Origin of the sequence: Shewanella colwelliana (assembly GCF_001735525.1) — a bacterium.
In the GTDB taxonomy this organism is placed as follows: domain Bacteria; phylum Pseudomonadota; class Gammaproteobacteria; order Enterobacterales; family Shewanellaceae; genus Shewanella; species Shewanella colwelliana.
Genome location: NZ_MCBT01000016.1, coordinates 52,439 through 72,304, shown reverse-complemented (window position 1 = coordinate 72,304; position 19,866 = coordinate 52,439). Strand labels below are relative to the sequence as shown.

At 45.3% G+C, this 19,866-nt stretch carries 15 protein-coding genes and 3 tRNA genes; 11 read left to right on the top strand and 7 right to left on the bottom strand.

Features of this window, described 5'->3' with window-relative positions:
• Nucleotides 1-52: 52 nt before the first annotated feature.
• From BEL05_RS06660 to BEL05_RS06650, 3 genes are read right to left on the bottom strand one after another with little or no spacing between them, the layout of a single operon-like run.
• Nucleotides 53-1,975 carry an OmcA/MtrC family decaheme c-type cytochrome gene (locus BEL05_RS06660; RefSeq protein WP_028763577.1) on the bottom strand — a complete coding sequence of 641 codons (1,923 nt, stop codon included), beginning with the start codon at nt 1,973-1,975 and terminating at the stop codon, nt 53-55.
• Nucleotides 1,976-2,010: 35 nt separating this feature from the next.
• On the bottom strand, nt 2,011-4,122 hold the full coding sequence (locus BEL05_RS06655; protein WP_069670668.1) for an MtrB/PioB family decaheme-associated outer membrane protein: 2,112 nt from the start codon (nt 4,120-4,122) through the stop codon (nt 2,011-2,013).
• Nucleotides 4,123-4,135: 13 nt separating this feature from the next.
• On the bottom strand, nt 4,136-5,047 hold the full coding sequence (locus BEL05_RS06650; protein WP_373316118.1) for a DmsE family decaheme c-type cytochrome: 912 nt from the start codon (nt 5,045-5,047) through the stop codon (nt 4,136-4,138).
• 449 nt (nt 5,048-5,496) lie between these two features.
• Between BEL05_RS06650 and BEL05_RS06645 the strand changes: the two genes are divergently transcribed.
• The 3 genes from BEL05_RS06645 to glnS all read left to right on the top strand — a co-directional run bounded on the left by BEL05_RS06645 (nt 5,497) and on the right by glnS (nt 9,883).
• Nucleotides 5,497-5,736, top strand: coding sequence for a FeoA family protein (locus BEL05_RS06645; RefSeq protein ID WP_028763580.1), 240 nt, complete (start codon nt 5,497-5,499; stop codon nt 5,734-5,736).
• Nucleotides 5,729-8,023, top strand: coding sequence for a Fe(2+) transporter permease subunit FeoB (feoB, locus tag BEL05_RS06640; RefSeq protein WP_069670667.1), 2,295 nt, complete (start codon nt 5,729-5,731; stop codon nt 8,021-8,023). Before BEL05_RS06645 ends, feoB begins: the two co-directional genes overlap by 8 nt.
• A 189-nt stretch (nt 8,024-8,212) precedes the next feature.
• On the top strand, nt 8,213-9,883 hold the full coding sequence (glnS, locus tag BEL05_RS06635) for a glutamine--tRNA ligase (RefSeq protein ID WP_069670666.1): 1,671 nt from the start codon (nt 8,213-8,215) through the stop codon (nt 9,881-9,883).
• 84 nt (nt 9,884-9,967) lie between these two features.
• Here glnS and BEL05_RS06630 read toward each other — a convergent pair whose 3' ends face one another.
• Nucleotides 9,968-10,564 carry a Yip1 family protein gene (locus BEL05_RS06630; protein ID WP_028763583.1) on the bottom strand — a complete coding sequence of 199 codons (597 nt, stop codon included), beginning with the start codon at nt 10,562-10,564 and terminating at the stop codon, nt 9,968-9,970.
• Between the two features lie 252 nt (nt 10,565-10,816).
• Between BEL05_RS06630 and miaE the strand changes: the two genes are divergently transcribed.
• Nucleotides 10,817-11,581, top strand: coding sequence for a tRNA isopentenyl-2-thiomethyl-A-37 hydroxylase MiaE (gene miaE, locus BEL05_RS06625; protein WP_069670665.1), 765 nt, complete (start codon nt 10,817-10,819; stop codon nt 11,579-11,581).
• A gap of 7 nt (nt 11,582-11,588) precedes the next feature.
• On the opposite strand, the gene BEL05_RS06620 is transcribed toward miaE, so the two are convergent.
• Entirely contained in the window at nt 11,589-12,311 is a 723-nt protein-coding gene (locus BEL05_RS06620) for a UDP-2,3-diacylglucosamine diphosphatase (protein WP_069670664.1), read from the bottom strand.
• 20 nt (nt 12,312-12,331) lie between these two features.
• Nucleotides 12,332-12,826, bottom strand: coding sequence for a peptidylprolyl isomerase (locus tag BEL05_RS06615; RefSeq protein ID WP_069670678.1), 495 nt, complete (start codon nt 12,824-12,826; stop codon nt 12,332-12,334).
• A 251-nt stretch (nt 12,827-13,077) separates the two neighbouring features.
• On the opposite strand from BEL05_RS06615, the gene cysS reads away from it, so the two are divergent.
• Nucleotides 13,078-14,457: a cysteine--tRNA ligase gene (cysS, locus tag BEL05_RS06610; protein WP_069670663.1), complete on the top strand. Its 1,380-nt coding sequence runs from the start codon at nt 13,078-13,080 to the stop codon at nt 14,455-14,457.
• A 264-nt stretch (nt 14,458-14,721) separates the two neighbouring features.
• Here cysS and folD read toward each other — a convergent pair whose 3' ends face one another.
• Entirely contained in the window at nt 14,722-15,576 is an 855-nt protein-coding gene (folD, locus tag BEL05_RS06605) for a bifunctional methylenetetrahydrofolate dehydrogenase/methenyltetrahydrofolate cyclohydrolase FolD (protein ID WP_069670662.1), read from the bottom strand.
• A 352-nt stretch (nt 15,577-15,928) separates the two neighbouring features.
• Here folD and BEL05_RS06600 point away from each other — a divergent pair.
• The 6 genes from BEL05_RS06600 to clpX all read left to right on the top strand — a co-directional run bounded on the left by BEL05_RS06600 (nt 15,929) and on the right by clpX (nt 19,852).
• Nucleotides 15,929-16,005, top strand: a tRNA-Pro gene (locus BEL05_RS06600).
• A 64-nt stretch (nt 16,006-16,069) separates the two neighbouring features.
• Nucleotides 16,070-16,146, top strand: a tRNA-Arg gene (locus tag BEL05_RS06595).
• Between the two features lie 7 nt (nt 16,147-16,153).
• Nucleotides 16,154-16,229, top strand: a tRNA-His gene (locus BEL05_RS06590).
• Between the two features lie 256 nt (nt 16,230-16,485).
• Nucleotides 16,486-17,790 (top strand): trigger factor, encoded by a 1,305-nt coding sequence (tig, locus tag BEL05_RS06585; RefSeq protein ID WP_028765509.1) that lies wholly within the window; start codon nt 16,486-16,488, stop codon nt 17,788-17,790.
• Nucleotides 17,791-17,879: 89 nt separating this feature from the next.
• On the top strand, nt 17,880-18,491 hold the full coding sequence (clpP, locus tag BEL05_RS06580; RefSeq protein WP_028765510.1) for an ATP-dependent Clp endopeptidase proteolytic subunit ClpP: 612 nt from the start codon (nt 17,880-17,882) through the stop codon (nt 18,489-18,491).
• 83 nt (nt 18,492-18,574) lie between these two features.
• Nucleotides 18,575-19,852: an ATP-dependent protease ATP-binding subunit ClpX gene (gene clpX / locus BEL05_RS06575; protein WP_028765511.1), complete on the top strand. Its 1,278-nt coding sequence runs from the start codon at nt 18,575-18,577 to the stop codon at nt 19,850-19,852.
• Nucleotides 19,853-19,866: the final 14 nt, after the last annotated feature.

Below are 19,866 nucleotides of genomic sequence, written 5' to 3'. Positions count from 1 at the left end.
GTTCCATCATTCATTTGTTCTATTCACGCCGAGTACGACCTCGGCGCAGTGGCTATTTAATAGGATGCACTTTTAATACATCTGCTGGCGCTCCTGCGCTATGGCATGTATTACAGCTTTCAGTGCCAGCGGTAGCATCGGCAAGTGTTCCCATAAACACAGCGCCTTGCTGCAGCATATGGTTTTTGCTGGTATTGCCGCTGTGGCAATCACTACAAATGGCCGCGATAGGGCTAGTAAAGCGATCGCCACTAATGGCTAAGGGTTTGACACCAGCGTTCAACGGCAAGGCTGCCGTAAGCAGGCCATCAGTATCTTGGGCGTGGCACTGTGCACAGTTGCCGATATCGCCGGGATAATTAATGGCTTCATAGCCCTCTCTGTTGCCACTGTGAATACCGTGCGCAAGGTGTTTAAAGTCAGCCGTTGTGGTAGAAGGAGTGTCGGTTGCATCGGCTAGCATATTGGGGTTATGGCACACTTGGCATTGGCCTTCTAGGTCATTGCGTGAACCATGAAAAACCAGTTGTTGGTCGCCATGACAACTACCACAACTTTCATTGGTGACCACCACGCGTCGGCCTGTGTCGCTAATTGCTGTTGCCGTAAAGAATTGATGACTCGATTTTATAACGACTTCGCTATTGCTTTGGGCTGTACAATCTCCCAAGACGCCATTAGCTGCACAAATTTTACCTTGGATGGCCAGAGTGCCTTGGTCGTCTTCACTGCCCACAGGAATGGTTACGCCACTCACTTGATAAGTGTAGCTGCCGTTGCTGCCCGATAGCGGCGTGGTCTCTTGCAATTTGATTGATTTGGGTGAGCGCGTAGCATAGTCAAAGCTGGTGCCCCAATTGGCGTATACCCGTAAGTCTGAGACAAAACTCAGCTTATCGGCACTGTCTGTATAGATGTCGCCTGTTTGCGGGTTGGTCAGGGCGATGGTGAAGGTTACTGTGTCACCACTGAGGTTCGCGGCAGAGATAGTTGGTGCAAACTGCATCAGTGCTTCATCGTTACCGCCATCATTGTGCACACTCATTGTCCACTCGGCATTATGGCAGGCTACGCAGTTGGCGTTGTTGTCTTGAGTAGGGTGTCCTTCACCGGCTTTAAAGTCGATATAGGTATGACACGATCCACAACTTTCCATGGTCGGCACGCGCGCCCAGTTTTTATGCTCGGTTAAGGTATCATCTGCTTTGTGGCAGGTTTGACAGTCGGCTAATGAACCAGGGAACCCGCTAAGGTGCTTACCGTGTATCATTTGCGGGAAGATATTGTCCGGATTGCTGACCTTATCGGCATTGTGACAGGTGACACAGGTTTCTATTTGATTGTACTTCTTGCCGTGGAAAGCCAAATCATTGTGGCAGGTGTTACAGGTTTCCATGGCTACTATGTTGCGGGTGTAGACCGGGTCGCTGTTGTTACCTGTCGTTTGGGCTTGCCAGTCGAGATGTTGGTTGGTGACTGGTAATGCTGTGCCATCGGCAAGATTATCACCACCAACTTTGATCACCATGCGTTGGGTCGCTCCGGCTTGATAGTCGACATTGTTCATTCCATTGAAAGCACCACTGAACGTATAGCTATAGTGACCATTCTTATGGTCGATAAATTCACCAGGGCAGCTTGCTACACAGCTTTCTGAGGTAAAATGTTGCCACTGTGAACTGTCTCCTGCGTTGCTATAACCCTGGGGCAATAGCTGAGCGGCGAGGTAGGTAGCACTCGGCACGCCGACAACGGGTTCGTCATCTTGATTGGTTATTCGATAGTCAACGGTTGCAATACCGTCTTGCATCATAACCTCATTAATGCTGATTTTTAGGCTAACAATATCCATGGCGGGCTCGCCACCTGGGTCTCCAGGGTTGCCAGGTTTACCGTCGTCGCCACCACAGCCAGATAGCAGTAGGGCAAGGCCTAACGAGGCGCCGTAGAGTGCTTTATTTGTCATCTTGTTCATCATCTCTTCCTTGGAATCTTGTTAAGCGTTACGCACTAAAGTTTGTAGCTTAATGTTAGACCGAAATAGTGGGCGCTATAGTCATGACTGAGCGAACCAAAGGTCAGTACATTGGGAATACTGTCGACACTTAAGCCATTGTTGGCCCAATCTGCATCTTGATACTGCTCAAAAATCCAATCAAATCTCAAGCCAATCGTTTCACTCATCTGATAGTCGGCGAAGGCGTTAACATTGTGCTGGGTTGAATAGTAGCTGCCATAAGGCGAGCTAAATCCCTGAGACACTTCGGTGTCGCTTTGGCCGTCGGAATAGGTGTAATCCAGTCCTAACTTGAGCTTTTTATCCATCAAGTTTTGATAACCAATTCCTGCGCCCACTAAGGTTGAATTGTCTTCACTGTTGGTAAACCAATTGGGGCCGGCAAAGTTACTGCTGCCAGCTTGCTCGCTATCGCGCCAGTCTTGATTTAGATAAGCATTAAGGTGCAGGTCGGCATTGACTGCATATTGAATAGAGAGGTCGTAGCCTTGGGTGTTGATATCGGTAAGGCCTATCAAGGTGTCGTTATAATCATCTTGCTGCTTATGCAAATTAGCGGTGACGGAAAACGCCCCTTGGCTATAACTTGTGTACAGCCCATAGCGTTGACGTTCGCGATCTGCGAGGTAGCTCTTACGCATTAGTGGGTTGCTTTGACTTGCTGTAGTCGTGACAGCTAGATAGTCACTGCCTGTGCGTTCGGCGGCTTCGGCTTTTAACCACAGGTGCCATGTAGACGATATGCGATAATTGAATCGTGCGAACAGTGATGACTCTTTGAGTGTCTCTCTATCTAAATCGCTGTAATTGTTATGCTCATAAGCATACCCGACATCAAGGTTAGTGGCGCGCGTGAAGCGGTACTTGGCGCCAAGTTTGGCTTGTTGCTTAGTGCGGTCGTATTCAAGATTGGTTGCAGTACCACTGTAGTAGCTATCTGTAACGACTTGTGGATAAGCGTTGAGCTCACTTTTGTTGTCGCGGTCTCGATAATCATAACTGGCACGAAGAGAGAACTCTCGGGTGACACGCCCACTATAGTTGAGTTTCATCTCAATCATATCCACCTGACCAGTTAGATCTTCTGCCGGTAACATTGGCGAGGGCCCATTGATAGTCGCTGGTAAATAGTTTTGATCTTGAGTCATTCGCGTAAAACCAAGATGCATAATTACCTGTTGGCCATCAGCGGAAAATTGCGAGTGCCCAGCGATACGGTAGGCTTTATTGTCGGGTGCTACTGCGCTTTGGCCATAATAGGCTGCGCCAAAGGTGGGGGTGAATGCCGACTGCCAATTGACCGCTTGCTGATCATTTTTATATTCACTTAATTGCGCATTGATACCCGCTAACCAATTGTCGCCCTTAAAGTAGAGCTTGGCACTAACCTCATCGGTTGAGTCATCAACTTGTTGCGCGAGCATCGCGCTGTTAGTCAATAGGTTTGCGCTAAAGGCTCGCTTACCTTCTCGTTGCTCGTGTTGATAACCTATCTCTGCCTTATAAAAGGTGCCTTGGTATTTGCCCTCGAGATTGTAGCGGTCACGCTTAATAGCAAGCTCATTAGCATTGAGACTCGCACTTAGCTCGCTCATTTGCGAGGTGGTGGCACCTGTTTGCCATTGAGTCGGTAACTGATATTGGTCGGCTTGATATTGATAGGGGCTTAGCGCTTGATTGCTATCATAGCGAGCAATACCTCTGTAAGCGGCAAAAATCTCATATTGCCCCGGTCGTCCCGTGGTGATGCTAGCACTACCATTATCTAAGCCTAATCTATCGGCATCGACGTCAGTTCGATATCCCGAATTGGTCTTATGGTTTACGTTAGCGTTGACATACACCACTGTGCCGTCTTTATCTGTACCCGATGTGTTGCCAAAATGGGTATCGTCGCCATCGTTTTGCGCCACGCCTAACCCAATATCACCCTTTGTTCCTGTTGTGTGTGTGCAGCGTTTGCACTCCCATGCATCCAACTTTAATTTATCCCGGTTAGCCGATTGAATACCGTAGCCGTCGGCATAGCTCATGGTACTCGCTATCGCCAGTGCCAGTGCGCTTAGGCAAAGAGGAAGCTTAGTTACCGTAATAGGTTTTTTCATTGCAATTACTCCCTTATCGCTGCAATAACTTGCCAGATGGATGATTAGAACCGTGTACTTGGTTATGGCAGTTCATGCAGCTTTGACCGGCATTGAACGCATTAGGTGTATTACCAAATACGGCATTAGAAGCGTGGCCATCCGATGCATGACATTGCTGACATAGCTGTGGTGGCTTAGCGATTAGCATGGCTTCATTAACGCTGCCGTGAGGATTGTGGCAGTTGGCACAGTTATCTGTGACTGGCGCATGCTCCCATAGTTTAGGACCACGTTTTTCGGCGTGACAGGCGTAACAGTTTTCGTTAACGCTCATCTGTTTAAGGTTGGACTCGCTCAAGCTACCATGAGGGTTATGACAATCGCTGCAGACCATTTGATCCCATTTTATTGGGTGAGAGCTGCGTTTATGTAGATCGGCTTTTTGCTGCGTATGGCAAGCGGTACACACTTCGACTTCTTTGGCTCGGTCTGAAATGGGGTCATGCCCGGTGTGGACACTATGACAATCGCTGCAGGCAACATCGGCGTTATCATGGTGATTCCCCTTCCATGCCATACGTTGGTCATCATTGTGGCAACTCATACAGACACTGTTTTGTTTGTCAGTGGGAACTGGAGACCCTTGGCCAAAGGTGATCATTGGCTCCTTGCCGCCACGGTTATGCTTTCCCATGGGGCCGTGACAAGCTTCACATTGCAGGTCAGCCATTGGTGAGCCTTTCACATTAGCATCGCCATGAACGCCATCGAAAAGATCCATAACGGCTTGGCTCTTTCGGTGGCACATTAAGCAGCTGTCGGCGCCTTTGGGGGAGTACTGCCCTTCGGCAAACTTTTTATCAAGTAAAGACTCCACCTCTTTAGCGGGCATGTCATCCCAAGGTGTCGCATTAACGGCTAATGTTATTACTGTTGATGCCATCAGTAAGCTCGCAACAGCTAAGCCTCTGCTCCAAATTGATTCCATTTTCATCATTGTCCATCCCAAGCACGTGGTGTTTTAATTTTTATCTTAATGATTTACTAAATTACCAATCCTAAATAATAGGGCAAAAATGTGACGCGTGTGTATGTTTTATGTTGCGAGCTGGGCTAGGAAAGTGATGATTTTTAATGAATTAGATTAAAGTGTGATCTTTGTCACGTTATGGGGTGGGTGAGCTTGGTGCTAAGAGGTTTAAATGAAAATGGTTATCACTTACTAAATGGTTTTACTCATTGAGATATCTGTCACATAATATAAAATACAATTGAAAATTATTATCGTTTAGAATCACAAATATTGATCTAGATAAAGTTTTTACAAGCCATGCTCCGTTAAAATCGGTGTTAGTAAAGCGCAATTGAGGCCTGAAAGGGTAGAAACAATACATGAAATTGAGCGAATTAAAGCCTGGTGACAGTGCAGTGATTTCAGAAGTGGGGCAGATTAGCCTGCCTTCAGTCGTTAAACGCAAGCTTTTGTCTATGGGAATAACACCTAATACGTCCATCACTTTATTACGACGTGCGCCACTCGGCTCAGGTATTGAATTGGACATTCGTGGCAGCAAGTTATGTATGCGTAAAGATTTGGCAGATGTGATTGAGGTGGATATTGCCCATGGCTAAACAATTTCATTGTGTGACAGTTGGTAACCCTAACGCAGGTAAATCGACACTTTTTAATGCGCTCACAGGTGCTAATCAGCAGGTTGGTAACTGGTCAGGGGTGACCGTTGAAAAGAAAACTGGTCAGTTTACGCTTAATGAGACTGATGTATTTCTTACTGACCTGCCAGGTATTTATGATCTCTTGCCTGCTGGGAGCAGTTGTGACTGCTCGTTAGATGAGCAGATTGCTCAGCAATATCTAGCCGACTCTAAGATGGACGGCATTATAAACCTGATTGATGCGACCAATATTGAACGACACCTTTACCTTACTGTCCAGCTGCGAGAGTTAGGAATTCCTTTGGTGGTCGTTGTGAATAAAATTGACGCGGCAAAAGCGCAAGGTATTGAAATTGATGTTGAGCAGATGGCGAAAGAACTGGGTTGCCCGGTTATTGCCGTGTGTTCACGAGATGAGCAAGATATTGTTCAGGTTAAAGCTCAAGTTGTTGATTTATTAGACGGTAAAGTGTCTGAAGCCCCATTGATTCTTGATTACGACACCGAGATAGAGGCGGGGATAAAGGCGCTATTTTTGCGTGATGAATCACTTAGTCGTGGTCGAGCATTAGCCATGCTGGCCAATGGTTTAGGTTGTGGTCAGTGCAAAAATGGCCAGATGCTTACCGAAGTATCGCAATGCTCAGAGGGTTTGTCTGCCCAGGGCAAAGATATTGAAATCATGGTGGCCACCACGCGTTTCGATTTTGTTCAACGGGTATTTAAGCAGTCGGTTAAGAATGGTGATGTGCAAACGATCAGCGACAGATTAGATAAGTTGGTGCTGCATCCTATTGCAGGTGTTCCTATCTTTTTGTTTGTTATGTACTTAATGTTTATGTTTAGTATCAATGTGGGCAGTGCCTTCATTGATTTCTTTGACATCGCAGCGGGAGCATTGTTTGTCGACCATCTCGGCGCATTTATGAGTAACATCGGCGCGCCAGAATGGTTAGTAACCATTGTTGCGGGTGGTGTTGGCCAGGGGATTCAAACGGTTGCGACTTTTATCCCAGTTATTGCGGCGCTATTTCTGGCGTTATCAGTACTTGAGGGCTCAGGTTATATGGCCAGGGCTGCGTTTGTGGTTGATGGTTTGATGCGCCGTATCGGTCTGCCAGGTAAAGCCTTTGTACCTATGATTGTTGGTTTTGGTTGTTCGGTGCCGGCGATTATGGCAACACGTACCTTAGGCAGCGAGCGTGAGCGTATTGTCACTGGAATGATGGCTCCCTTCATGTCTTGTGGTGCTCGCTTACCTGTGTATGCACTATTTGCCGCCGCGTTTTTCCCTGAATCGGGTCAAAATTTGGTATTCCTGCTTTATATCATTGGTATTTTCGCTGCGATTGGCACCGGATTATTACTGCGCTCCACGCTATTGCCAGGCAGCAGCAGCGCTGTGGTGATGGAATTGCCTAATTATGAGAAGCCTAAGTTTAAAACGGTAATGGCGAGAACGGGTAAGCGTACCAAGAGCTTTATTATGGGCGCGGGTAAAACGATTGTTATCGTTGTCACCTTGCTTAACTTCGTCAATGCAATTGGTATCGATGGTACGTTTGGTCATGAAGATAGCTCTGAATCTGTATTGAGTGTAGCAAGCCAAAAGGTCACACCTCTTTTTGCACCAATGGGAGTGGAACAAGACAACTGGCCTGCAACCGTCGGAATTATCACGGGTATTTTCGCTAAAGAAGCGGTAGTGGGCACCTTAAATAGCTTGTACTCAGATGCAAGTGCTGGTGATGAGGAGTTAGCACCGCTGTCGCAGAGCTTTGGTGAAGCGCTGGCGACAATTCCTGAGAACCTTTTTGGTATTGCACCTGAAGACCCGCTGTCTTTATCTGTAGGTGATATATCCACTATTGAATCGGCATCTGCAGAGCTAGAGATTGATACCTCAACCTTTAGTGCGCTTCAAGCTGGCTTTACAGGCATCACGGCAGCATTCGCCTATCTACTGTTTATTCTGCTTTATACACCATGCGTAGCGGCAATGGGGGCGCTAGTGGGCGAGTTTGGCTCTCGCTGGGCGACATTTGCGGCGACGTGGACCTTCGGTTTAGCATACGGTACGGCGACTGTGTTCTATCAGGCTGCAACCTTTAGTGCACATCCACTGCAGTCGAGCTTATGGATTGGATTTTTCCTTATTGCGTTGGCGAGTTTTTACTTGTGGTTAAAACGTAAGGGGAAAAAGACCCAAACCATTATCCCAGTGGTGAATGTTGTGACTGAATAGCGCACAAGAGATAAGCATAAAAGCAGCGGTATACCGCTGCTTTTTTGTTTTTGTGGTAAATGATCCGAGTTTTTGCGTATCACCCGTTGTAACTAAGTCTGATCTGTAGGAATATGCAGGTTTTCCCTAATTGATACTATTCGGCTAAACTGCCGTCTAGTTATACCACCGTTGGCAAAGAGGATTTCCATGAGTCATGTGGACACTGAAGTTCGTCCAAGTAACTTCATTCGTAACATCATAGATGAAGATTTAGAAAGCGGTAAACACACCAGTGTACATACCCGTTTTCCGCCCGAGCCAAATGGCTACCTTCATATTGGTCACGCTAAATCGATCTGTTTGAACTTTGGTTTAGCGCAGGACTATAAGGGTCTATGTAACTTACGTTTTGATGATACCAACCCTGAAAAAGAGGACATTGATTATGTGAACTCTATTCAGGCAGACGTTCAGTGGTTAGGCTTCCAGTGGGACGGTGATATTCGTTACTCTTCAAACTATTTCGACCAACTGCATCAATATGCCGTTGAGTTGATCACTAAAGGGTTAGCGTATGTTTGCTTTTTAAATGGTGAACAAACTCGTGAATATCGCGGCACGTTGAAAGAGCCGGGAAAGAATAGCCCTTACCGTGATACATCTGTTGAAGAGAACCTAGCCTTATTTGAAAAGATGCGTAATGGTGAGTTCAAAGAGGGTGAATGTTCATTGCGTGCAAAAGTCGACATGGCGTCGCCGTTTATGTGTATGCGCGATCCGATTATCTACCGCATCCGTTTCGCACATCATCATCAGACGGGTGACAAGTGGTGCATCTATCCGATGTATGACTTTACTCATTGTATCTCTGATGCGATAGAGAATATTAGCCACTCTTTGTGTACGCTAGAGTTTCAGGACAACCGTAGACTATATGATTGGGTATTGGATAACTTGAATGATTTCCAGGCACCTAACCGTACTCGTCAGTATGAATTTTCAAGACTAAATCTTGAATACACTTTGATGTCAAAGCGTAAGCTTAATGATCTGGTTGTACGTAACTTGGTGTCTGGTTGGGATGATCCACGTATGCCTACCATTGCTGGCTTACGCCGTCGCGGTTATACACCAGCGTCTATCCGTGAGTTTTGTCGTCGAATAGGTGTGACTAAGCAAGACAATATGGTTGAAGTGGGTATGCTCGATGCGTGTATTCGTGAAGAGCTTAATGAACACGCGCCTCGAGCGATGGGGGTTATTAATCCGGTTAAGCTGATTATTGAGAACTATCCTGAAGATCAGATTGAACGTTTGAGCGCTCCAGCGCACCCGACAATAGAGTCGATGGGGCAACGTGAATTGGCATTTGGTCGTGAGATCTACATTGATGCCGATGACTTCAGAGAAGAAGCGAATAAAAAGTACAAACGTTTGGTGCAAGGTAAAGAGGTGCGTTTGCGTAACGCTTATGTGATTAAAGCAGAGCGTTGTGATAAAGATGTTGAAGGCAATGTGACCACGATTTATTGTACTTATGATGACCAAACGCTAGGTAAAAACCCTGCCGACGGTCGTAAAGTAAAAGGCGTTATCCATTGGGTCGAGGCGACTACAGCGGTTAAGGCTGAGTTCCGTCTCTACAATAAGCTGTTTAGCCAAGCGAATCCTGCGGCGGCTGAAACAGTGGATGAGGTATTAAACCCTGAATCTTTGGTGGTTAAGCATGGTGTTGTTGAAGCGGGATTGGTCAATGCCGAAGCTGAAAAAGCCTACCAGTTTGAGCGTGAGGGATATTTCTGCGCTGACAACAAAGATTCAACGGCAGACAATTTGGTGTTTAACTTAACCGTAGCGTTAAGAGATTCATCAAACTAAGGTTTTTACTGCATTAAAAAAGGCTTTAGGAATGATCCTAAAGCCTTTTTTGTATCGACTATCTTAATATTTAGTTAATCGTGATTACTGGTACATAGGGCCAAAGCCCATGCTCCATAAAATAATGCTTGATGCCATGAGCGCGACCAAGAGCACTAATCCCGCAGTAACCACTGAGCTGGCATAGATAAAACCTTTCTCTTCAGGAATGTTCATTATAATTGGTACACCCGTGTAGAGTAGGTATACCGAGTAGGACAGGCCTGCAAGGCCAACAACCATCATAAACCAGATGGATGGATAAAGCGCAGCAAGCCCAACCATAAACAGTGGGGTTGCGGTATAGGCCGCCAATTCTAGTGCCTGAGTGAAACTTGGCTCTGCATCAAAGGTTTTTGCCATCCAGAACGCCAGATATGCTAATGCGAAAACACCAAAGATTAGGCCAAAATACATACCGATAGACATCATTAATGCGCTTTGCGCGGTTAAAAAAAGTGGGTCGGAGACCCCTAAATTCCATCCAAATGCGGTAGAGGCAAAGTAGGTACACACCGCAGGAATAAGTGCGATTAAAAGGACGTGACTAAGACTGCTTTTTACGGCTTCGTGGTTTTTCTCAATTGTGTGCCACTCTTCCTTTGGATGAGTGTATAACCCCATTAAGTGATTCAATATCATTATAGTTATCCTTGTTCAGCTTTAATCTTGTGCTCGCCAAACTTCAGACGAACCCATTATGCCTTTTGGTCTGCTACCAAATAGACCCTAGGCTCCAACTCAGTTACATCTATGTAACTGTATAGTTTATTTATTGAACAAAAACTTAGACTAGTCAAGCTAACTTTGAAATGTTAGGACGCTAACTTAGCCATTGTTGACTTTTTATTGTTAAAATAGGCCATCAAATCAGCTTAGTATCTAGAGTCAAAGATGGAAAACTTATTAGCGCCAATCAAGCAGTTTTTACAATGCGAAACCCCCGACGAATGGATAGAGCAAGCAAGGCAACCCACTCAGTTATCGGCGCTGTTAATTGATCATTGCAACTGTGAGCTTAAGGCGGCGCAGACGGCGATGTTCCTGATTCGAAAGTATGCAATTGATAAAGCCAGTGGTGAGATATTACTCAAGTGGGCCAAACCCTACGAAGTGTTTGTCTATAACAAGCAACGTTCGATTGAGCAGTTCTTAGGGCGAGAGACTAAGAAGAATGATCTAGTTGGCGAGTTAATCCCTAAGCCAGGTGTTGATTTTGGTCCAGACCTGATTGCCAAGATGGTTCGCTTAATTAAAGAGGAGTTTCACCATTTTGAGCAAGTACTTGAACTGATGCAAGCGCGTGATATTCCCTACCAAAACATCACTGCAGGGCGCTATGCCAAAGGGATGATGAAACAGGTGCGTACCCATGAGCCCGCGACTCTGGTTGATAAGTTAATTGTTGGTGCGTTTATTGAGGCGCGTTCTTGTGAACGCTTTGCGAAACTTGCCCCTCATTTAGATGACGATCTAAAGAAGTTTTATGTGTCGTTATTGCGCTCAGAGGCCCGTCACTATCAGGACTATTTGACGTTGGCTCAATCAATTTCTGCCGTTGATATCAGTGACCGTGTAAGCCATTTTGCCGCCGTAGAAGCTGAGTTGATCACCGCACCAGATCCAGAGTTTAAGTTTCATTCAGGCTGCCCAGTATAAAAACGGTTTAGTTGGCGTTAAACGGTAGCTCGATTAAATCAATGTCAGTTGGGGTGACTTTTAAGACACTGCCTTGCTCATACCAATCACCAACAACGATACGTTGGTAAAGGTCATTTAATTGATGAATAGCCGGTCGATGTGTATGACCGTGGATCATAAGCTGTGCGCCTGTTTTTGACATTAACTTTGACACTGCACTTTGCTCAACATCCATGATGGTATAGCTTTTTTGTTGATTGCTTTGCTGACTTTTACTGCGAAGCTTGGTGGCAATACCGATACGGTTTTTTTTGGGTAAGTGGTTATAAATGAACTTTGCCCAGACTTGATTTCTAAACCAGCGAAAGCGTTGATAGGCTTTATCTAGCGTACAGAGGCTATCGCCATGCAGTAGCACTGTGGCGCGGCCATAGAGCTCGAGGCAATGCACTTCAGGCAACAGTGTGATGCCTGCCAGTTCAGCGTAATGGTTGCCGACCAGAAAATCTCGATTACCATGGATGAAGTAGATGGGGGTGTGCAGCGAAAACTGCTTCAATTTAGCGGCTAATTCAAGCGCAAAAGGTTCTGCGATATCATCGCCAACCCATACTTCAAATAGATCCCCAAGAATATACAGAGCATCACAGTTGGCGCTATGTTGGTTGAGGAAAAGATAAAAAGCGTTGAGTATATCGGGGCGATCGGCACTGAGGTGCAGATCGCCCACAAAGAGGGTGTTATTCAACAAGTTATTCTCAGCGCTAATTATTCAGCGATAGTCACTTTTTCAATAACAACCGCTTCTAGTGGTACATCTTGATGCATACCACGATTACCCGTAGCAACTGCTTTTATTTGATTAACGATATCCATGCCCTCTACAACTTTACCAAACACGCAATAACCCCAGCCTTGTGCCGATTCTGATTTAAAATCGAGGAAAGTATTGTTATTGATGTTGATAAAGAACTGCGCGGTTGCAGAATGTGGATCAGAGGTTCTCGCCATAGCGATGGTGCCGACAGCGTTTGATAGTCCGTTGTTGGCTTCATTCTCGATAGACTCATTAACACGTTTCTGTGCCATATCTTCAGTGAAGCCGCCACCTTGGATCATGAAACCATCAATCACACGGTGAAAAACAGTACCGTCATAAAAGCCATCTTTTACGTACTTTACGAAGTTAGCTGCGGTAACAGGTGCTTTTTCGGCGTCTAATTCAATTTTGATTTCGCCGTGATTGGTTTGCATTGTGATCATTAGATTAATACTCATCGTGTTTAACAGATAGATAGCGCATGATTCTAGCCTATTAAGCTTTCGGCATAAAGTAGACGAATGATTCTTTATCTATTTGTAAGAAGAAAATGATGACCTTTTAAGCAGCTTTTTAGCGAGAATTTGTTTGAGTGCAAAAAACGCTTTAGATTCACGCTATCACGCTGGAAGCGCTGGTTTTCAGGTGGTAGACTGAGACCACTATTTGTTGTCAATTACTATAGAGAATCTCAATGTTGAAGCTATACAACAGTCTTACCCGCCAAAAAGAGGAATTTAAGCCATTACAGCCAGGTAAAGTCGGCATGTATGTCTGCGGGGTTACCATTTATGATTTGTGTCATATTGGTCATGGACGTACGTTTGTTAGCTTTGACATGATAGTCAGGTATCTGCGCTATAGCGGCTATGATGTTAACTTCCAACGTAATATAACCGACGTTGATGATAAAATTATTAAGCGTGCTGCCGAGAATAAAGAAAGCTGCGAGTCATTGACTGAGCGTTTGATCGGTGAAATGCACCGTGATTTCGACGCACTTAATATGAAGCGTCCTGATTTTGAACCACGTGCGACATTACATATCCCTGAAATTATTGAGATGGTCGAGCGGCTTATTGAGCGTGAGCATGCCTATATTTCAGCGGACGGGGATGTATTATTTAGCGTATCGTCATTTCCTGAGTATGGCCGTTTATCTGGGCAAAACCTTGATCAATTACAAGCGGGTGCTCGGGTAGATGTCGATGAAAACAAACGTGATCCAATGGATTTTGTATTGTGGAAAATGTCTAAGCCGGGTGAACCAACATGGGATTCTCCGTGGGGGCCGGGTCGCCCTGGTTGGCACATTGAATGCTCAGCGATGAACAGTAAACACTTGGGCGAGCATTTCGACATTCACGGTGGTGGGTCTGATTTACAGTTCCCTCATCATGAGAATGAAATCGCACAATCTTGCTGTGCTCACGATACCCCTTATGTGAACTACTGGATGCATACAGGTATGGTCATGGTCGACAAAGAGAAGATGTCTAAGTCATTAAACAACTTCTTTACCATTCGAGATGTGCTCGGTCATTATGATGCATCCACAGTGCGTTACTTCCTTCTGTCAGGCCATTATCGTAGTCAATTAAACTACTCAGAGGACAACCTTAAGCAGGCTAAAGCGGCATTGGAGCGTCTATATACAGCGCTTAAAGGCTTGGATTTGACGGTTGAAGCGGCTCCTGCCAATGAGTTTGTTGCTAAGTTTAAGTCTGCAATGGATGATGATTTTAATACGCCTGAAGCCTATTCTGTGTTGTTTGATATGGTGCGTGAGATAAATCGCCTGAAAGTTGATGATATGGCTAGTGCGTCAGCCCTTGGCGTAAGCATGAAACAACTTGCTGATGTGTTAGGCATTTTAGATCAAGATGTCGACGCCTTCTTTAAAGGCGAGGGCAGTGATGATGAAGTGGCGCAAATTGAAGCCCTGATCGTTGAGCGTAATCGCGCCCGAGCTGAAAAAGATTGGCCTGCGGCTGATGTGGCCCGCGACGGCTTAAATGCCCTAGGGGTTATTTTGGAAGATGGTCCAGAAGGCACCACTTGGCGTAAAAAATAGACTCGGTTTGTTCTGACGCCAATAAAAAAGCCTGCACTGTTTAGTGTAGGCTTTTTTAATATTGTAGAACCTAGAACCTAGAACCTAGAACCTAGAACCTAGAACCTAGAACCTAGAACCTAGAACCTAGAACCTAGAACCTAGAACCTAGAACCTAGAACCTAGAACCTAGAACCTAGAACCTAGAACCTAGAACCTAGAACCTAGAACCTAGAACCTAGAACCTAGAACCTAGAACCTAGAACCTAGAACCTAGAACCTAGCTTAATCGTGATAATTTTCCGCTGCGTACAGAGTATTTTCCAATAAACTGGCAATGGTCATCGGGCCAACACCACCAGGAACGGGGGTAATGTGGCTTGCAACGTTTGCTGCAACATCATATTGCACATCACCAACTAAGGTACCGTTTTCAAGGCGATTTATGCCTACATCGATAACAATGGCACCGGGTTTAATCCAATCACCAGGAATGAAGTTTGGCTTACCAACAGCAACGATCACCAAATCAGCGCGACGGACTTTATCTTCAAGATCGCGAGTAAAGCGATGACAAGTGGTGGTCGTGCAGCCAGCAAGCAGAAGCTCAAGTGTCATTGGGCGACCAACGATGTTTGATGCACCAACCACGACAGCATCTAACCCATAGGTATCGATACCGGTTGATTTAATTAATGTCATAATCCCCATTGGCGTGCAAGAGCGCAGAACCGGAATACGCTGTGCTAGACGACCAACATTGTAAGGATGAAAGCCATCAACATCTTTATCTGGACGGATGCGCTCAATCACTTTGGACTCTTCAATATGCTTAGGCAGTGGCAATTGCACTAAGATACCATCAATACTCGGGTCATCATTACACTCGTCTATTAGCGTCAGCAATGCTTCTTCTGCGGTATCACTAGGCAGGTCGAATGATTGTGAGAGGAAGCCAACCTCCTCACAGGCTCGGCGTTTACTGCCTACATAGACTTGAGAGGCTGGATCTGCTCCTACAAGTATTACTGCAAGTCCTGGTACGCGTTGTCCAGCCTCTTTACGGGCGGTAACTTTTGCGGCCAACTGTTTTCGAATGGATTGAGCTATCGCTTTACCATCGATAATTTGGGCTGTCATGGGGCTAGGATTTCCTTTATGTGGCGCGAAGATAAAATCGGCGACATTTTAACAGGGGCGCATGGTGGTGTCATTGATTTAGCTTGATAACAGACCGTTTTATAAAAAAGATAATCAGCAGCGCAATTTTGCCTATTTTATACAGTGGTAAATAGCGCTTAGTTAGGGTAAATATTGAGATGTTGTACTGCTTAACCTTTCCCTAATCTCCCCAAATCGACTACTTTATTAGCTGATAGATGTTAAATTAAGCAAGCGCGAAGGCTTTTCAAAAAAATCGTTGACGGTTTATATGTGAGGGGATAAGATGCGCTCCGTTCTCAACGAGACTGATTGTTTCGCTTTGAATGCTCGGTGATTAGCGCAGCCCGGTAGCGCATCTGGTTTGGGACCAGAGGGTCAGAGGTTCGAATCCTCTATCACCGACCAAATTTTTAAATGGCGTGTATACGCTGTTTTGCCCAGTTAGGATATGAACCTAGTTCATAACGAAGCGCCCGTAGCTCAGTTGGATAGAGCATCCGCCTTCTAAGCGGATGGCCGCAGGTTCGAATCCTGCCGGGCGTACCAAACAGTGGTGATTGTAGCTCAGTTGGTAGAGCCCCGGATTGTGATTCCGGTTGTCGTGGGTTCGAGCCCCATCAGTCACCCCACTTCTTTTTTAAGAAGAAAATAGAGAAAGCGACCCTAGGTCGCTTTTTTTACGCCTGTAATTCGAGTCTTGAGGCTCGACTATGCAGAAAACCGTGGCTATAATGTCGCGTCTTGATAAATTTCAACTATGTGCAACGACTGCCAAACTCAGTTACCACGGCATTTTAGTCGTTTTTTAGGATCAAGAAACGAATACTTTAATGGCTGAATATTCGGCTGTTACAAAAGACGTTTGACATATTTCGAGGTAAAACAATGCAAGTTTCTGTAGAAACAACACAAGGTTTAGAGCGCCGCCTAACAATTTCTGTTCCTGCTGAGCAGATCGAAAACACTGTTAAAGAAGCATTAAAGAGCGAAGCTAAACGTGCTCGTATTCCTGGTTTCCGTCCAGGAAAAGTACCAGTAAGCGTGATCAACAAGCGCTACGGTAACGCTATTCGTCAAGACATCACTGGTGAAGTGATGCAGCGTAACTTCGTTGAAGCGATTATTGCTGAAAAGTTGAACCCAGCTGGTGCACCAACTTTCGTTCCAGGCGAAACTGATGCTGAAAACTTCCAGTTTGTAGCAACTTTTGAGATCTACCCAGAAGTCGAATTAAAAGGTCTAGAAGCAATTGAAGTTGAACAGCCTAAGGCTGAAGTGACTGATGCTGACGTTGATGCAATGATTGATACATTGCGTAAGCAACATGCGACATTTGAAGCCGTAGAACGTGCTGCTGCAGATGGCGATAAAGCGAAAATTGATTTCGTTGGTTCTATCGACGGTGAAGAGTTCGAAGGCGGCAAAGCTGAAGATTTCGAACTTCAACTCGGTAGTGGTCGTATGATCCCTGGTTTTGAATCTGGTGTTGAAGGCCACAAAGCGGGCGAAGAGTTTGAGATAGACGTAACTTTCCCTGAAGATTACCACGCTGAAAACCTTAAAGGTAAAGTTGCTAAGTTTGCAATCACCCTTAAAGAAGTTCAAGCGGCTAACCTTCCAGAAGTTAACGACGAATTTGCTAAGTTGTTTGGTGTTGTTGACGGTGGCTTAGAAGCCCTTAAGACTGAAATCACTAAAAACATGACTCGCGAGCTTGAACAAGCGCTTAAAGCGAATGTTAAAGAGCAAGTGTTAAATGGTCTGTTAGCACAAAATGAAATTGAGCTACCAAAAGCACTTATCGACGGTGAAGTGAATGTTCTTCGTCAACAAGCTATGCAACGTTTTGGTGATCAAGCCGCTAACATGCCTGAGCTTCCAGCTGATTTATTCACTGAACAAGCTGAGCGTCGTGTGAAAGTGGGTCTACTTCTTGGTGAAGTGATCAAAACAAACGAACTTAAAGCTGAAGATGAGCGCGTACAAGCGTTGATCGCTTCTATGGCTTCTGCTTATGAAGATCCAAGTGAAGTTGTTGAATATTACAACAGCAACCAAGAGATGATGCAGAACATGCGTAACGTTGCGCTAGAAGAGCAAGCGGTTGAAGCATTGCTAAATTCTGCGAAAGTGACTGAGAAAGACGTCAATTTCGAAGAATTTATGAACAAGGCTACAGGTCGCGCGTAACCTATGCTTGACTTAAATGGCTGTTAGCCATTTATAATGGCTCGTATGAGGCTCCTCATGCGAGCCATTTTTATTTAGGGAAGTTTATAATGCAAAATGCGCCAGAATCAGTACTGAATGCACTCGTCCCAATGGTTGTTGAACAAACAGCCAAAGGTGAACGCTCATATGATATCTATTCTCGTCTCTTAAAAGAGCGTGTCATCTTCTTGGTTGGCCAAGTCGAAGAGCATATGGCGAATCTCATTGTTGCTCAGTTACTCTTTTTAGAGTCAGAAAGCCCAGATAAAGATATCTACTTGTATATCAACTCTCCAGGCGGTTCGGTCACTGCGGGCATGGCGATTTATGATACCATGCAGTTTATTAAGCCAAATGTCAGCACTGTTTGTATTGGTCAGGCGGCGAGTATGGGCGCATTTTTGTTAGCCGGTGGTGCCAAAGGTAAGCGTCATTGTCTGCCTAACTCTCGCGTTATGATCCATCAACCATTAGGCGGTTTCCAAGGTCAGGCGTCTGATATCGCTATTCATGCGCAAGAGATCTTGGGTATTAAGAATAAATTGAATCAAATGTTGGCCGATCATACAGGCCAGCCTTTAGAGGTTATTGAACGTGATACCGACCGTGATAACTTTATGAGTGCGGCAGAAGCTGAAGCCTATGGCCTAGTTGATTCTGTATTAGATAAACGAGGCTGATATTTGTCTGCTGCTGAGCTATGATCAGTTAAAGACATTCAGATGAATTGTGCAGTGAGAGACACTGCAAAAGAGGTAAACTAATGGGCGACAACAAAAGCAACGGTGATAGCGGTAAGCTGCTGTACTGCTCTTTTTGTGGAAAGAGTCAGCATGAGGTGCGTAAGCTCATAGCCGGTCCTTCTGTGTATGTGTGCGATGAATGTGTAGAGCTGTGTAACGATATTATTCGTGAAGAGATCAGAGAGATCTCGCCGAAGCAAGATCAGGATAAACTACCTACACCACATGAGCTCAGAGCACATCTTGATGATTATGTTATCGGTCAAGAAAAAGCGAAAAAAGTATTGTCGGTTGCGGTGTATAACCACTATAAGCGTCTTAAAAATGCATCGCCCATTGATGGCGTTGAATTAGGTAAGAGTAATATCTTGCTTATCGGTCCTACCGGTAGCGGTAAGACGCTACTAGCGGAAACGTTAGCACGCTTTTTGAATGTACCTTTTACCATGGCTGATGCCACCACATTGACCGAAGCGGGTTATGTGGGTGAGGATGTTGAAAACATCATCCAGAAGTTACTGCAAAAATGTGATTATGATGTGGAGAAAGCCCAGCGCGGTATCGTCTATATCGATGAGATTGATAAAATCAGCCGTAAGTCTGACAATCCATCTATCACGCGTGATGTGTCTGGTGAAGGTGTGCAACAAGCCTTACTTAAGCTGATTGAGGGGACTGTTGCTGCAGTCCCACCTCAAGGCGGTCGTAAGCACCCTCAACAAGAGTTTTTGCAGGTAGATACCTCTAAGATCTTGTTTATTTGTGGTGGTGCGTTTGCAGGGCTTGAGAAGGTGATTGAGCAACGCTCACACGTGGGTACGGGTATCGGTTTCGGTGCTGAAGTTAAAGGTGATGCGGATAAAGCGACCATATCAGATGTATTGTTGCAAGTTGAGCCAGAAGATCTGGTTAAGTATGGTTTGATTCCTGAGTTTATCGGTCGTCTCCCTGTCCTTGCAACATTAACAGAGCTTGATGATGCTGCGCTTATCCAAATTTTGTCTGAGCCCAAAAATGCGTTAACTAAGCAGTTCGCAGCACTGTTCGAAATGGAAGGTGTTGATTTAGAGTTTAGAGAAGATGCGTTAAAAGCGATTGCGCTAAAAGCGAAGACCCGCAAAACCGGTGCTCGCGGATTGCGTTCAATTGTTGAAGGTATCTTGCTCGATATCATGTATGACCTACCTTCATCAGAAAATGTAGCCAAAGTGGTTATCGATGAGTCGGTTGTTAAAGGTGAATCCGCGCCTATTTTGATTTACGAAAACAGTGAATCTCAAGCGGCTGTTGCTGAGTAATAATTCAGCTAACA

What these genes read in the sequence shown, in the direction of transcription:
- BEL05_RS06660 (WP_028763577.1), bottom strand. Translation starts at nt 1,975, where the DNA reads ATGAACAAGATGACAAATAAAGCACTCTACGGCGCCTCGTTAGGCCTT.
- BEL05_RS06655 (WP_069670668.1), bottom strand. Translation starts at nt 4,122, where the DNA reads ATGAAAAAACCTATTACGGTAACTAAGCTTCCTCTTTGCCTAAGCGCA.
- BEL05_RS06650 (WP_373316118.1), bottom strand. Translation starts at nt 5,047, where the DNA reads ATGGCATCAACAGTAATAACATTAGCCGTTAATGCGACACCTTGGGAT.
- BEL05_RS06645 (WP_028763580.1), top strand. Translation starts at nt 5,497, where the DNA reads ATGAAATTGAGCGAATTAAAGCCTGGTGACAGTGCAGTGATTTCAGAA.
- feoB (WP_069670667.1), top strand. Translation starts at nt 5,729, where the DNA reads ATGGCTAAACAATTTCATTGTGTGACAGTTGGTAACCCTAACGCAGGT.
- glnS (WP_069670666.1), top strand. Translation starts at nt 8,213, where the DNA reads ATGAGTCATGTGGACACTGAAGTTCGTCCAAGTAACTTCATTCGTAAC.
- BEL05_RS06630 (WP_028763583.1), bottom strand. Translation starts at nt 10,564, where the DNA reads ATGATATTGAATCACTTAATGGGGTTATACACTCATCCAAAGGAAGAG.
- miaE (WP_069670665.1), top strand. Translation starts at nt 10,817, where the DNA reads ATGGAAAACTTATTAGCGCCAATCAAGCAGTTTTTACAATGCGAAACC.
- BEL05_RS06615 (WP_069670678.1), bottom strand. Translation starts at nt 12,826, where the DNA reads ATGATCACAATGCAAACCAATCACGGCGAAATCAAAATTGAATTAGAC.
- cysS (WP_069670663.1), top strand. Translation starts at nt 13,078, where the DNA reads ATGTTGAAGCTATACAACAGTCTTACCCGCCAAAAAGAGGAATTTAAG.
- folD (WP_069670662.1), bottom strand. Translation starts at nt 15,576, where the DNA reads ATGACAGCCCAAATTATCGATGGTAAAGCGATAGCTCAATCCATTCGA.
- tig (WP_028765509.1), top strand. Translation starts at nt 16,486, where the DNA reads ATGCAAGTTTCTGTAGAAACAACACAAGGTTTAGAGCGCCGCCTAACA.
- clpP (WP_028765510.1), top strand. Translation starts at nt 17,880, where the DNA reads ATGCAAAATGCGCCAGAATCAGTACTGAATGCACTCGTCCCAATGGTT.
- clpX (WP_028765511.1), top strand. Translation starts at nt 18,575, where the DNA reads ATGGGCGACAACAAAAGCAACGGTGATAGCGGTAAGCTGCTGTACTGC.